The sequence below is a fragment of the Lachnospira sp. genome (assembly GCF_016290755.1).
GTDB lineage: Bacteria > Bacillota > Clostridia > Lachnospirales > Lachnospiraceae > Lachnospira > Lachnospira multipara.
Genome location: NZ_JAEEVD010000010.1, coordinates 1 through 14980 on the forward strand (window position 1 = coordinate 1; position 14980 = coordinate 14980).

Annotated in this window: 12 protein-coding genes and 1 pseudogene; all 13 read right to left on the minus strand. The window is 35.5% G+C overall.

What is annotated here, in order from left to right; all coding sequences use genetic code 11:
- Nucleotides 1-456, minus strand: a pseudogene (gene fliI, locus QVA17_RS04235) (flagellum-specific ATP synthase FliI); the annotation flags it as partial.
- 60 nt (nt 457-516) lie between these two features.
- Nucleotides 517-1641, minus strand: a complete 1125-nt coding sequence (locus QVA17_RS04240) for a FliH/SctL family protein (protein WP_287386679.1) — start codon at nt 1639-1641, stop codon at nt 517-519.
- The gene (fliG, locus tag QVA17_RS04245; protein ID WP_287386680.1) at nt 1622-2644 is read right to left on the minus strand and encodes a flagellar motor switch protein FliG; all 1023 of its coding nucleotides are present in this window, start codon (nt 2642-2644) and stop codon (nt 1622-1624) included. The genes QVA17_RS04240 and fliG overlap by 20 nt, the downstream gene beginning before the upstream one ends.
- 17 nt (nt 2645-2661) lie before the next feature.
- On the minus strand, nt 2662-4275 hold the full coding sequence (locus tag QVA17_RS04250) for a flagellar M-ring protein FliF C-terminal domain-containing protein (protein WP_287386681.1): 1614 nt from the start codon (nt 4273-4275) through the stop codon (nt 2662-2664).
- A 36-nt stretch (nt 4276-4311) separates the two neighbouring features.
- The gene (locus tag QVA17_RS04255) at nt 4312-4647 is read right to left on the minus strand and encodes a flagellar hook-basal body complex protein FliE (RefSeq protein WP_287386683.1); all 336 of its coding nucleotides are present in this window, start codon (nt 4645-4647) and stop codon (nt 4312-4314) included.
- Nucleotides 4648-4763: 116 nt separating this feature from the next.
- Entirely contained in the window at nt 4764-5249 is a 486-nt protein-coding gene (gene flgC / locus QVA17_RS04260; RefSeq protein WP_287386684.1) for a flagellar basal body rod protein FlgC, read from the minus strand.
- Between the two features lie 29 nt (nt 5250-5278).
- Nucleotides 5279-5671 (minus strand): flagellar basal body rod protein FlgB, encoded by a 393-nt coding sequence (flgB, locus tag QVA17_RS04265; RefSeq protein ID WP_027431364.1) that lies wholly within the window; start codon nt 5669-5671, stop codon nt 5279-5281.
- Nucleotides 5672-5988: 317 nt separating this feature from the next.
- Nucleotides 5989-6768, minus strand: a complete 780-nt coding sequence (gene codY / locus QVA17_RS04270; RefSeq protein ID WP_027431365.1) for a GTP-sensing pleiotropic transcriptional regulator CodY — start codon at nt 6766-6768, stop codon at nt 5989-5991.
- An 18-nt stretch (nt 6769-6786) separates the two neighbouring features.
- Nucleotides 6787-8865, minus strand: coding sequence for a type I DNA topoisomerase (topA, locus tag QVA17_RS04275; protein WP_287386687.1), 2079 nt, complete (start codon nt 8863-8865; stop codon nt 6787-6789).
- Nucleotides 8866-8887: 22 nt separating this feature from the next.
- On the minus strand, nt 8888-10039 hold the full coding sequence (dprA, locus tag QVA17_RS04280; protein WP_287386689.1) for a DNA-processing protein DprA: 1152 nt from the start codon (nt 10037-10039) through the stop codon (nt 8888-8890).
- Between the two features lie 27 nt (nt 10040-10066).
- Nucleotides 10067-11614: a YifB family Mg chelatase-like AAA ATPase gene (locus QVA17_RS04285; RefSeq protein ID WP_287386690.1), complete on the minus strand. Its 1548-nt coding sequence runs from the start codon at nt 11612-11614 to the stop codon at nt 10067-10069.
- A gap of 120 nt (nt 11615-11734) precedes the next feature.
- On the minus strand, nt 11735-14305 hold the full coding sequence (locus tag QVA17_RS04290) for a DUF5057 domain-containing protein (RefSeq protein ID WP_287386692.1): 2571 nt from the start codon (nt 14303-14305) through the stop codon (nt 11735-11737).
- A gap of 12 nt (nt 14306-14317) precedes the next feature.
- Complete coding sequence (locus QVA17_RS04295) at nt 14318-14974, minus strand: PulJ/GspJ family protein (protein ID WP_287386694.1); 657 nt, start codon at nt 14972-14974, stop codon at nt 14318-14320.
- Between the last annotated feature and the right edge of the window lie 6 nt (nt 14975-14980).

Below are 14980 nucleotides of genomic sequence, written 5' to 3' on the forward strand. Positions count from 1 at the left end.
TACTGCCTTAACTCCAAGAGGAAGCACTTCATTAATAATTACCCTATCCATAGGATCTGGTGGTGTGGCCTCAACAGAATACTCTTTGCTAGTTTCAAGCTTAAAGCCATCTGTGGGATTTCCAAGACCATCTAGGGTGTGACCTAGAATTTCATCTCCTACCTTAACAGAAAGGGGATGTTCTGTATTTTCCACAACGGAACCAGGACCTATGCCATCTACTACATCAAAGGGCATAAGTAAAACCCTAGAATCTCTAAAGCCTACTACCTCTGCATATAAAACCACAGATTTATCCGCAGAGACAATGCGGCATAGATCATTTAACTTAGCATCTGGGCCAATAGATTCAATTGTAAGTCCTACGATTTTGGTAACCTTACCAAGTTTGTCATAAAAAGACTTATCTGTTAGAGCATAGTATTTATTTCTGTCTACTAATGACACCAATGCCACTCCCCCTCTTATTCTTATTTACTAATGAAAATGTATCTACTAATGTAAATATCTAAATAACTAAATGCAGCTAAGTAGCTTTAAATCCTTAATTAGATTATCTAGCTCAATATCAAGGCCGCAATTAAACACTCCTGTATCTGTTTCAATGATACACTCGTTTCGCTTCATGGTTGGATCCTCTAATATGTCAATATTAACTTCTTTTGACATGGCCACATAAAGCTTTCCCTGATTATTAATCAGGAATTTATAGTCATCTGGTGAAACCTTAATAATAAAGTTATGACTGCTATCTGCATTTCTCATAACCCCATTAATTAAATGCATAATAATCTCTTGATTATCCTCTGCCACAGTTAAGGTCACCTTTTTAAATACATCTGTTAAAATGTCCACAAGCTCCGGCTCAATATTGGCCTTCTTTTCTTCGTACTCTCTTTCAAGCTCTTCTTTTCTTTGATTATATTCATTATCAAGTTCTTGTCGCATTTCTTCAATTTTAGCTTCCGCTTTAATACAACCATCGTTGTAACCTGACTGGGCTGCATCATTTTTAATAGCCTCTGTTTCTTCATTGGCCTTATTAACAATGCCCTCAGCCATTTGTCTTGCTTCCTCTAAAATTCTTTCTGCCTCTTCATTGGCAGCAGCAAGTATTTCCTCAGACTGTTTATTAATTTGGGCTAGACTCTCTGTAGTAATATTAGAAGTAGGCCTAGATGCAGATCTTGCCTGTCTTTCCTTTGGCTTAGATTTGCCTCTTAGCTTTCTTGCCTCCTCAATTAGCTCCTCTTTTTTTTCTAAAAGAGCCTGCTTTCTTCTTTCTCTTGTTTGTAAAATGGCGTCTCGCTCCTCTGGTGATATATCATCATCAAAGCCCATATTCTCAAGATTATAAAGCCTTTGTAATTCCTCATCTACATCAGCTGTAAGCTCTGAATAATCTTCCTCATGCCCTTCACCATCTTCAAGTAAGGAATCTATGTCCTCATCATTTTCATAGTCATCATAGTCTATGTAATCTGCATCGAGGCCATTAACAAAACCATCCTCATCTCTTCTTGCGTAGCTTTCACTAAGAGCCTCGATCTTTTTTTGTATTATTTCATTGTAATCAATGACTCTTTCGTCCTTATTAATAATACTTCCACGTTTAAGAAGATTAGACAATGATTTCGTCACCTCCACCTCTAGCAATAACAATTTCTGCTGAATCTTCGAGCTTTCTAATAATATTAACAATCTTCTGCTGAGCCTCTTCAACATCCTTCATACGAACAGGACCCATGAATTCCATATCTTCCTTGATCATAGAAGCAAGACGGCTTGAAAGGTTGTTAAGCACAACATTTTGAACTTCCTCTGTGGCACCCTTGAGAGCAAGAGAAAGGTCGGAATTTTCAACATCACGAAGAACTCTCTGAATAGATCTATCATCAAGTGAAAGAATATCTTCGAATACGAACATCTTCTTTCTGATTTCATCAGCAAGCTCTGGCTCTTCTACTTCTAAAGTCTCCATAATATGCTTTTCTGTTCCTCTATCAACAGTATTTAAAATTTCAACAATGGCATCTACACCACCAACGATTGTGTAATCCTGATTTACAAGGCTTGATAGCTTACGCTCTAATACCTTTTCAACCTGCTTAATTACATCAGGACTTGTTCTATCCATTAAGGCAATACGTTTTGCAACATCTGCCTGCTTTTCTGGTGCTAGAGAACCTACAACCATTGAAGCTTGGCTTGCTGGTAGGTAGGATAAAATAAGGGCAATAGTCTGTGGATGCTCATCCTGAATGAAGTTAAGTAACTGTGATGAATCAGTCTTTCTAATAAATTCGAAGGGACGAACCTGAAGACTGGCAGTTAACTTACCAATAACATCCTTAGCCTTATCTTCACCAAGGGCTTTCTCAAGAAGCTCCTTAGCATAAGAAATACCACCTTCAGCAATATACTGCTGAGCTAAACATACTTCATAGAATTCAGAAAGAACTGCTTCCTTTGTCTGGGGTGAAACACTACTAGTATTGGCAATTTCAAGGGTTAACTGTTCTATTTCCTCTTCCTTTAAATGTTTAAAAATCTTTGCTGATTTTTCTGGTCCAAGTGCAATTAATAGTGTGGCGGCTTTTTCAACGCCATCCATCTCATTTTCACCATTAGATCCTTTTGGCATATACTCTTCCTCCCTTACTAATTCCAGTCTTCATTTAACCAGTTACGCAGCAATAGCGCCACGGCCTCTGGATTTTCATCAACGAATTTCTCAATAGCAATTCGGGTTTCTGATTTTTCTTGTACATCAATATCATCAACTGTTTGTGTAGCAGTTGCTTCCTTAGTAGTAGCTAACATATCTTCCACAGATAACTCAGGCTCTGTCTCCTCAACTGTAAGAGGTCTTGTACTTCTAAGAACTACTAAGATAAGAATTGCTAAGATAGCCACAGCAAGCACAATCTGAATCCAGAAGCTAGCTGTCTTTAAAATATTAGTTGCTGGCTTATCTTCAAAATATGGTACCTGGTAGGCAACTACTGAAATGTTATCAGTGTTTGTAATACCAGTACCCTTAGCAATAATCTGAATCCAGTCATCATCTACCTCTAACTTTACAGATTCAGCATTATCTATCTTATATTGGTCCCAAGTTGTACCAGACAATAGTCCAGCATCCTGCACCTCCTCTTCCTTATAAACAACCTTTTGTATGAGGGTTACTGCAATTGTAGATGAATCATAAACAATATCTCCAGGAGAACTAGTAGTAGTCTTTCGGATTTCATTTGGCAAATATGAATACTGCTTTACTATATAAGTAGAAGTAGAATTTGTGCCATCTGTAACATCATAAGTTGTCTCATCATTACTTGTAGTTCCTGGAGTTCCACTAGCCCCTGTATTTCCAGTAGATTCAAGCTCATAACTTTCTGAATAAAGACCTTCTTCTCTACCTTCTTGTGCTGTATAAGTAGTTGAGATTTCATTGATAGTATCCCAGTCTAAATCTAGATTAATAGCAACATTTACCTCATCATATAAACCACTACTTGTAATGGCCTTTTGAAGAGATAAAACTACTGTATTTTCTATTGTTGATTTGTATTTAAGCTTTTTATTTAATGTAACTGTGGATGTGGAGTCAGAATTAATACCGCTAAACAATACATTTCCATTATCATCTGTAATGGTAATGTTATCTGTTGAGGAATTACCAACTGAGGCTGCAAGGAAAAGGGCAATCGCCTCTGCCTGTGACTCATCAAAGCTTCCTGTAGTTGTAAGCTTTGCAGCTACAGTAGTTTCAGCTGAGTTTGCATAAAAGCTAGAGGTATCTTCTGGTATTGTTACATTTACCTCAGCGGACTTAATGCCATTATAGCCTTCAAGGTCAGCGGATAATTTACTTCGCAAATAGTTGGCATATTTCTTAATTCTATCGGAGTCTGTTGTTGTTAGATCATTAGACATTGCCTCTTCAAAGGTATAACCATCAGCTTTTAAATTACCTGAGGCAATTGCTACCTTAGCCTTAGTTAAATCCTTATCTTCGACATAAACTATAAGATTATCAATTTTGTATTTGATTTGGTTTTCATCAAGTAATGTCTGTACCTCTCCTAAAGTCTCATAATCACTACAAGTCTTTAAGACTTCGTATTTAGGTCTAGACAGCACAAAGGCCAGTACTATTACTGCTACAATAAAGACAGTAATACCACTGACAATAATTATTTTTTGAGCTTTCGAAAAACTTCTCCAAATGTCTAGAAGCTTAGCCGGTATTTCCCTAATTCTCTCTAACATAATTCTCACACCCCAAATCCTTCAAAAATGGTTTTGTTAAATCTGCATATTCATTATTGCGTTGTAGGCTTCTAGCGCCTTATCTCTTATGGCAACAGTGTATTGCAATGCAATATTTGCCTGTTGCTGATATACCCCTAATTCATGTGTGTTCGTTAAGTTTCCAAGGGCAAAGTCAACTTCTGCCTGCTGAGCTTGTTTAATATAGTCGTTAGTACTTTCAAGTAAGCTTGTAACAGAAGAATAGACTGCACTAAAAGCATCCCCTGAATTAGTTTCACTAGTTTTTTCTAGTGCCCCTTGATTCATGGCATTTGTTACCTTATAGACATAGTCTGAATTTAAATTATTTACAGCCTGTGTAACATCCATAAGCCACCTCCAAATTTAAGTATCTTACTTCTCTTTATAAACCTTACTAATTTCTCTTTATAATCTCTCTTTATAATTTCTCTTTATGATTTCTTTTACTAATAAATTTCTATTTCCTATTCTCCAATGGTTAAGCCTTTTTGAGCCATAGCCTTTGCTGCATTAAAGGCTGAAATATTTGCCTCATAAGATCTTGAAGCATCAATTAAGTCTGTCATTTCCTGTACTACATTTACATTAGGATATGTTACATAACCGTTCTCATCTGCATCTGGGTGAGATGGATCATAAACAATATTCATATCTGTATTTGTATCTTCATAAACGCTTGTTACCTTAACACCATTTCCTACAATTCCTCCATTTGCCATACGAAGTGCATCTGCAAATGTAGAATAGCTCTGATAAACACTTGCTTTCTTTCCAAGTGCTGTACCTGTTAAAGTCTTTTCTGTAAATACAACGTTTTTCTTTACGTATGCTTTTCCATCAGAAGTTCTAGTTGTATCCGCATTAGCAATATTTTCTGCAATAACATCAGTTCTTAGCTGCTGTGCTGTCATTCCAGAAGCGCTAATGTTAAAGGATGTAAAAAGTGCCATATAATCCTCCTTTAGCTAGACTATTCCTACTACTTAATCACATAACCAAACCTATTAAACTCATTTTTAATGCTGTCAATCAATGCCGAATAGTTTAACTGTTCTGAGGCTAGTTCTACATTTTCAGTGGACAAATCCACATTGTTTCCATCTGTTCTATATGAAAGTGTAGAATTATCTGTATAAGTTCTAATTGCAATATCATTGTAATTAACATTGTTTACTCTCTGACTAAGAGAGGTGGCATCGCTACCTGCTCTTTGAAGGGCATTTTCTAAAAATGTAGTAAATTCTATGTCTTGCCTTTTATAGTTTGGAGTATCAACATTAGCAATATTATTACTTAGTACTTCTTCCCTCGCCCAACTTGCATTAGCAGCAGTTGTTAATAGGTTTACATAACCAAATGCTCCTGTCGCCATAGATTCTCCTTTCAAAAGAAAAAGCTTTTTATTTACTATGAGTATATTTAATTCACGAATAATACTAATTTAATTATAAAATAAATTAATAAAATTACAAGTAAATTTTGTCTTACCAAAGTCTTGCAAGATCTTTAAATCACGTATTTCAAGATAAAACAAAAAATGGACCCACTAATGTGGATCCATCCATTCGTCGCTTTATCCTCCTTGGATAGTAATATTGTACTATCTTTATAGTAAAAAAGCAAGATTATTTATATATTTAGTAATTTTAGTAGGATTTTTCGTCTTTCATTGATTTTTAGCCTAATAAGCTAAAGAGAAAGACTGCCATCCTTAGCCTCAACCTCGTCAAATATTAAGTCATTTAATACCTTAATATAAGTTCCCTTCATACCTGAAGATCTAGTTTCTATTACATTAGCCGACTCAAATTTTCTTAGGGCATTTACAATAACAGAACGAGTAATGCCTACCTTATCAGCTATTCTTGAGGCAACTAATATTCCTTCAGTTCCATCAAGTTCATTTAAAACATACTTCATAGCCTGTAGCTCTGAAGAAGAAAGGGTTGAGATTGCAGACTTTACAATCTGGCGCTTTCTTGCATCTATTGCAGACTCTTCATTAACAGACTGCATAAGACCAAGGCCTACTACTGTAGTTCCATATTCACTAAGAATAATATCGTCAATATCATAATTATTATTCTTTCGGTACATAAAAAGTGTACCAAGTCTCTCGCCAGCAATTTCAATAGGTGTAATAAGGGCTGTAATATTCTTTACATCCTTACTATCAAAACCTAAGATGGCAAGATTAACATTTTCATTAGTACTAAGGACACTTAAAAATCTCTCATTAAGCTCTGGGTCAATAAAACCTCCCTTAGATATTACTAAATCCTTTATAAAGGGACCTTCCTCTAAATTAGCCATTCCAAGGACTTTGCCCTTTTTACTAGTAACAATAATATTAGATAATAAAATCTCTGAAAGGCAAAGACAAATATCTGTAAAATTTACTCTTAAGGTGTGATTATTGTGTAACAACTTATTAATTTTACGAGTTTTGTCCAATAATTGTATACTCATAAATTCACCCCTGTAATACTAGTTTTCGTTCTTTTTAAGCACTTCTACATGGCCACATTCTGGGTTAGCACAAGCAAGCTTTGAACCCTTTTCAACCATATAGCCGCCACATTGAGGACATGGCTTAACTGATGGCTTCTGCCATGAAACAAAGTCACATTCTGGATAGCCTTCACAACCAAAGAAGATTCTACCCTTCTTAGTCTTTTTAAGAACAACATCCTTACCACACTTAGGACAAGGAACACCAATCTTTTCTAGATAAGGCTTTGTATTTCTACACTCCGGGAAACCAGGGCAAGCAAGGAACTTACCGTGTGGGCCATATTTAACAACCATGTTTCTACCGCAGTTTTCACAGATAACATCTGTAACCTCGTCTTCAATTGTTACATTTTCCAATTCCTTAGAGGCTGTATCAATTGCTTCCTTTAAATCTGGATAGAAGTTTCTAATAATATCCTTCCAATCCACATCTCCCTCTTCAACTCCATCAAGTAATGATTCCATGTTAGCTGTAAATTGTGTATCTACAATAACTGGGAAGGCTGTTGTCATTGCGTTATTAACTGCAATACCAAGCTCTGTTACATAAAGGTTTTTCTGTTCCTTTGCCACATAATGTCTAGCAATAATTGTTGAAATAGTTGGTGCATAAGTAGATGGTCTACCAATACCAAGCTCTTCAAGACTCTTTACTAAGCTAGCTTCTGTGTAGTGTGCAGGTGGCTGTGTAAAATGTTGAATTCCCTCAACATTTTCTAAACTAAGCTTTGAATTCTCATCTAAGCTCTTAGCTAAAGTATTAGACTTCTCTTCATCATCAGCTTCCTTATAAACTGCCATGAAACCTTCAAACTTAACCTTAGATGCAGATACTGAGAATCTATAATCTCCTGCCTTAATCTTAACAGAAGTTGTTTCATAAACTGCAGGAGTCATCTGACTTGCAATAAATCTCTTCCATATTAATTGATATAATCTAAACTGATCTCTAGATAGAGAATCCTTTACAACAACTGGTGAAAGAGTTAAATCTGTAGGACGAATTGCCTCATGGGCATCCTGAATTCTCTTCTCATCCTTCTTTGCCTCAGTATGATTACCAGCTACATAGTCTTTACCATAATTATCATTAATAAAGCTTGCTGTTGTAGCTACTGCCTCATCTGCAACTCTTGTAGAATCAGTACGTAAATAAGTAATTAAACCTACGCTACCTCTTCCCTCAATTTCAATACCTTCATATAATTGCTGTGCAATTCGCATGGTCTTTTGAGTTGCAAAGTTAAGGGCCTTAGCTGCTTCCTGCTGCATTGTACTTGTTGTAAATGGAAGTGGAGCTTTTTTATTTCTCTCACCCTTCTTTATCTGATCAACACTAAATTTCTCTTTTTTAAGTTTAGCTAAAATCTCATCTGCTTCATTCTTTGATTTGATTTCAAGCTTACCCTTAGATGTTCCTGTAAACTGGGCAACAATAGGCTTCTTCTCACCTTCAATATTTAAATTAGCCTCAATTGTCCAATACTCTTCTGGAATAAATTCATCTATTAACTTCTCTCTATCGCAAATGATTCTAAGTGCAACAGACTGAACTCTACCAGCTGATAAACCTCTCTTAATCTTTGCCCATAAAAGAGGACTGATTCCATAACCCACAATTCTATCAAGGGCACGTCTTGCTTGCTGTGCATCAACAAGATTCATATCAATCTTTCTTGCATTCTTTAAAGATTCCTTAACTGCACCCTTTGTAATTTCATTAAAGGTAATTCTATAGATATCCTTATCTTCTAATTTAAGAGCTGCTGCTAAATGCCAAGAAATAGCCTCTCCTTCACGATCGGGATCGGTTGCAAGATATACTTTAGTTGCCTTCTTTGCTTCCTTTCTTAGGGCAGCAAGTAATTCACCCTTACCTCTAATTGTTATATATTTAGGTTCATAATCGTTTTCTGGATCAATACCCATCTGTGACTTTGGAAGGTCACGTACATGTCCTTGAGAGGCCATTACCTTGTAATTTGAACCCAAGAACTTTCCAATTGTTTTTACCTTAGCTGGCGACTCTACTATTACTAAATACTTAGCCACTTCATATTCCTCCGTTACTATGTTAGATTTGTACCCTTACATAGCAATTCTTCGTTGTCTCCTCCACTAAACCCTCTAGCTCTAATTCTAATAAATTTTCCACCACGATACTTAAAGGTAACCTTGTTTTAGTTACTAAATCATCTAACGCACAAGGATACAAATCGAGTTCACTATACACCATATTTTTTGGACTGGCAATAGGCAATTTATTTAAATTGTGTCTAAATTGTTCATTTTGTGGGGAAATTTCACTAGATAAAGCTTGATTTTTATTGCTTTTAGTAGAAATTAAATCGCATTGATAAATATCTTCTGGTCTAAGTATAGGATTAGCACCTTCCTTCAATAATTCTAAACATCCAACTGATAAAGGATCAGAGATTCTCCCTGGTACTACATAGACGTCCTTTCCCTGTTCTAGAGCCCAATCCACCGTAATTTTACTACCACTTTTATTCCTTGCCTCAACTACAATTACTGCATCACTAAGTGCGCTAATAATACGATTTCTCTCTGGAAAATGTCCGGGAATTGCAGGAGTATTTGGCTTATATTCTGACAATATTCCTCCGTGCGCTTTTAAATGAAGATATAGCTCTAAATTATTTCTTGGATAACATACATCTGCCCCAGTTCCAAGAACTCCTAAAGAATAACCGCCAGCACTAATAGCCCCCTTTTGTCCATAATAATCAATTCCTAGGGCCATGCCACTAATTACTTGAATACCATTAGCTGCAAAGTTTTTTGCAAACTCATAGGCAATTCTTCTTCCATAATCAGTACAGCCCCTAGCCCCTACAATAGAAACAATTGGCTTATTAAAATCCGGAAGTCTTCCATAATAATATAGATTCACAGGATAATTATCTATATCAAGTAACTGCTTTGGATAGTCTTCCTTTCCTGGATAGCTAAATTTCATATCTGACTTTCTAAGCTTAATATAGTCCTTTAAAATGTAGCCAACCTCCTTTGATTCTTCAATGGCCTTAGCATCATTTTCACTAATCTTTTCTATATTTAAATAGTCCGACTTCTTTGCAAAAAATACCCTCTTAGGATTCCCAAAATATTCTAGTAATTTGTGGATTTTTACAAGGCCCACCCTTGGGATGCTATTAATCCAATACCAGTAAAATCCCTTTGTAATCTCGCTTAAATTTTCCATAAAATTCTCCTTATTCTTCTTTTGTTTTTATTCATTAACCCTTCTATAGGAAAAGCTCTCTGAAATATGACTCCAGTTAATGTCCTTCTCCCCTTCTAAATCCGCAATAGTTCTAGCCGTCTTAAGGATCCTTGTATAAGCTCTAGCTGTTAAATGTTTCTTTTCATAAAAACGCTCCATAAGCTCCTTTTCCCTATCCTTTAACTGGCAGTATTTCTTTACCATTTCTGAATTCATCTGGGAGTTAAAATTGATATTAGTGTCTTTAAATCTTTCTAGCTGTGCCTTTCTAGCCCTTAAAATCATTTCTTTCATCTTTTTATTTGAGAGCACATTTTCATCCATCTCTGTCTCATAGGCTATATCTTTAAACTTAATTTCATTAGTTTTTATGCAAATGTCAAAGCGGTCCCAAATTGGATTACTAATCTTTCCAATATATCTTCTTATGTCTACTTCTCTACATTTACATCGAGTTCTATCAGGGTAATAGCCGCATTTACAAGGATTCATGGCCGCCACTAGCATAAAATCTGCAGGGTAGTCATAAGAATAATTAAGTCTTGTAACCTTAACCTTTCTATCCTCAATAGGACTTCTAAGACTTTCAATAATATTTGAATTAAACTCTGTGATTTCATCAAGAAATAAAACCCCCTTACTTGCTAAGGTGATTTCCCCAGGTTTAGCAAAAGCGCCACCTCCCATTAAGGCATTCATGGTGATGTTATGATAAGGATTTCTAAAAGGTCGTTTTTTTACAAGACCACTGCCCTCCTTTAGTATTCCTGCTACACTTTCAATCTTAGTGACCTCAAGCCTTTCCTCTTTTGTCATATCCGGCATAATATAGGGAATTCTACTTGCAAGCATGGTTTTTCCACTGCCTGGAGGCCCCATATACATGATGTTGTGCATCCCGGCTACTGCAATCATTGTGGCTCTTTTAGCGCTATTTTGCCCCCTGACATCACTAAAGTCCGGGGTCTTTATATCCTTTTCTTCTATAATTGGGGATTTCGAAAATGTGTCTAGACTATCAAGATTAAGACTTGAAGGCTCTAATTTACCATTAATTATATTTACACATTCCTTTAGATTAGATACGGTAATTACATTTATATCTTCTACAATTAAAGCCTCTTCTTTGTTAGCTTTTGGAATAATTACATTTTTAATACCAGCTTTTTGAGCCATTAATACGCAGGGCAAAATTCCCTTAACCCCTTTTATACTACCATCAAGGCCAAGCTCTCCAATGCAGAAATACTCTCCTAAAGATTCATTAGTTATTAGATTATTTGCCGCAAGTAAGCCAAGGGCAATAGGCAGGTCAAAGCCCGTTCCATCCTTTCTAATATCTGCAGGAGATATGTTTACTACTACTCTTTGGGGTAGAAGTTTAAAATTTGAATTTTTAATTGCTACCTTGATTCTTTCCTTAGCTTCCTTTACTTCACTACTTAGTAAACCACTCATGTTAAAATCTGGTAGACCATCTGAGACATCTGTTTCCACTTCCACTAAAATAGCTTCAAGTCCGTAAACAGAGGCCGATTTAATACAACTATACATCTAATGTCCTTTCTTTTGATTCTTTTGTTAATTACTTTTTGCTTTAGTTTTGTTTTCTTATTTGTTAATTGGAATTTTGCTAGATTCTAGCTAAAAGACTTTCCTAGACTATCATAAATTCTAATCTAAGTCAAATAAATCCCTTCTTGCAAGACTAAAGCTAGTAGTTCCCCTAGTTTTATTAACATCCTCTGCATAGATTGTAATTACTAAATCTCCCCTAGTTAAACTATCATAAAGGGTTATTCCTTCATTATTTGTTAGATTTAGATAATCTCGTAAATCCAGTACATTTTCCACTTTATTTCTGAGGCAATTGTCTCCCTCGTATTCTTCTAATATCACATCCACTCCTTCTGTAAAGCTTCCATCTCCGTCCACATCCCAGAAGGCTCTTCCATAAGAATAGGCACCATTTGAAATACCCATATCAATATCTGTTACTGTAAATCTTAAATAGTTAGTGGTTGTAGTAAGGTCTGATAAGTAAGAAAGATCATTTGATCTAATTGCCTGCTCGTAGGAATTAGAGCCCGTCTTAATTCCTGTAGTGCTTGAAATCTTAGGTGTAGAATTACCAGACTTTATGGCCTTAACTACAGTATTAACAAAAAGCTTAAGTTCTGCATCCTTTGTAACCTCTGAGTGACCACAGCCGGAATAAGTAATATTTCCTTTGGAGTAAATGTAGTAGTTATTAAGGGCGTCAACTCCTGATAGGTGGTAATAAGAGCCCGTATCTGAAGAGTAGAGAGCATACCAAACCACTACATCCTTTGAAGAATCAATTAGCTTTGAATTTGTTGCCTCTAAATCCACCACAAACCACTGGGAGTGGGTCTTTGAAACTGTAATACTCTCATCAATTCCATAAGGGTATTCTGTAACCTGACCCTTATTTAGCTGCCTTACATTAGTAGTGGTTAGAACACTTTTATTTATCTCATCGGAAATATTAGTATATATCTTAAAAGGATTCCCATTATCTGTGCCTCTTCTCATAAGATTTAAATTAGTATAGCCCTGATAATTATCATCAAAAACCGTGGCTTTATTAGCCCCTGCTACACTTGTAACCGACTTATCAGAAACCCCGTATCTATCCATACCTGCCATATTTCTAAACCTTGAGGTTAAATAAAAGGAGGTATCAATATTAGATTTCTTAGCAGACGACATATCTAGAACTCTTACATTTTCATAATTAACATCTGAATAGGCGGAGTAAATAAAATTATCGTGGCTAAATAACACTGCACGGCCGGAATTTATAAAGTCCTCAATATTATTTAGAGCACTTTCACTTTCAATATCCTCACGGTTAAAGTTATCATAAAAGCCTATGACTAGCATGTCGTATTTATACAATTTATTCTTGGACTCATCATAGATATCCAGCCCATTCATTTCGTAATCAACCCCATCATACCAGCTAACAAAGTCATTAACTGAGACACTATCAATGGATAAATCAATTCCAACCAAATCTGAAATGGCATCAAATCTTTCCATAAAAGCTTCATCTTCAAGTAAGAAATTTCCTGTGGTTACATCATCAAGAGGAACAATTTGTAATACCTTAACTTCGCTTACATCCTCTTCTGAAACAATAATACAGCCTGTATCCTGACAAGAGCCTCCGGTCTTATTTGTAGCCACCAGCTTAATTCCCACATAGCCTCTAAGCTCTGTTGGAAGGGCAAGACTTACTCTAAAGTTACCCTTATTATCCGTGGTGATTTTACTATCTGTTGAACGAGTTGAAGAATAGTAAAGCTCATACTCCTCACCTGCTATTTCTGAAAATATACCATCGCCGTTTTTATCAATATAAATATCAAGGTCATAGCTCTCACTAGTAGTTCCAATTTGTCCATAAATTTCAAAACTAGAAAGGGAAGAAGCTAAAACTTTTTTTGAATTAATTATCTTATTACTGTCATAATCTGCCTTAAAATCATCATCTAGACTTATTTCTGGATGACTAATATAGTTAAGAGAAATATCTTTAGTTTCATCAAATATATTAGAGGTATTATGTCCATTTTTTTCTAAATAATAAGGGGCTAATTTATAGACATTTACGCTGTAATTACAACTATTAGTTGAGGTCTTTTCATTAATGGCATTATAAATGGAATTAGCTAAAACTAGAGGCTTACCATTGTCTATAAAATTCATCAATTTATTAAGGCTTTTAAGGGTAAAGTCATTGCCACTAAAGGCAGCATAAACCGTCTCTCCTGTGGATTCTATGGATAAATTCATCTTTAAAAATTTACCTGCTGGCGAGTAGTTTCCATTACCCTGAAGGGCGCCGCTTGCAAGATAACCTTTAGGATTATAATCTCCTATAATTACTAAATCATAGTCATTTACAATATCAGAGTTCATGCCAATAAAACCGTTTGAGGCAATGCTATCTATGGTTACATAATTTTTGTAATTACTAGACTTTATATTTTTTACCTTAAAACCAAACCATTTAAGAATCTGCTTAGCCGATGAATAATTGTTATATTTGCTTGCGCCACTTGGCTCAATTTCAAGCACTCTAATAGGGTAGCTAACAGTATCTGCTGCCACCGTACTTGATTTATTTCCCTTTAAGATTGCTAGAAGCGAAATGCAAAAAATAACAACTAATAAAAGGGCTATTTTATACAAATCCTTTTTAAATTCCTTATTCATAGGCACTCCTATTTACCGATTTATAAAACTATCAACTAAGCTAGTAGGAATTACTTGATTTTCACTAGTACTAAGCTTTACAAAATCTATACTAGACTCACTATTTCCCTTCCCTAAATAAAACTTATCCTTACAGCTATTTCTAGTGCTAAAGCTCTTATTTATGGTCCTTTCCTGGCCCGATAGCTTTGAGCTAATAGTTATATCAAGCATTGGATAATCTGAGACATAATCTAGATTAAAGCTATTAGAATCTTTTCTTGTTAGGCTTATCATGTCCTTATTTAGCTTTACACTAAAGTCAGTAATGTTTCCTGCTATAAAACTTTCCTCTTGATTGAAAATGTAATACAGAGTCTCATTTTCATACTTAAGGCCTACTTGATTGTTGTCACTATCATAGCTTAGTAGATAAACTAAATCTCCAACTTTAAAAAGCCTTATAGAGCTAGCGTTTAGTACGCAACTCTCCCCAAAGGCCATGGCATTATCTAGGTTAGTCTCAAGCTTTGCATTAACTGTTGACCTTCTATAAGACCTTACGCTTTGGCTTACAAAAACACCTAGGGCAAAAAGAACAACACTTGAAATTGCAAGGGCAATGATAAGTTCTACAAAACTAAAGCCTTTATTATTTTGTGTAATTTTTGACTTTTCGTTTTCCTTCATAGTTCC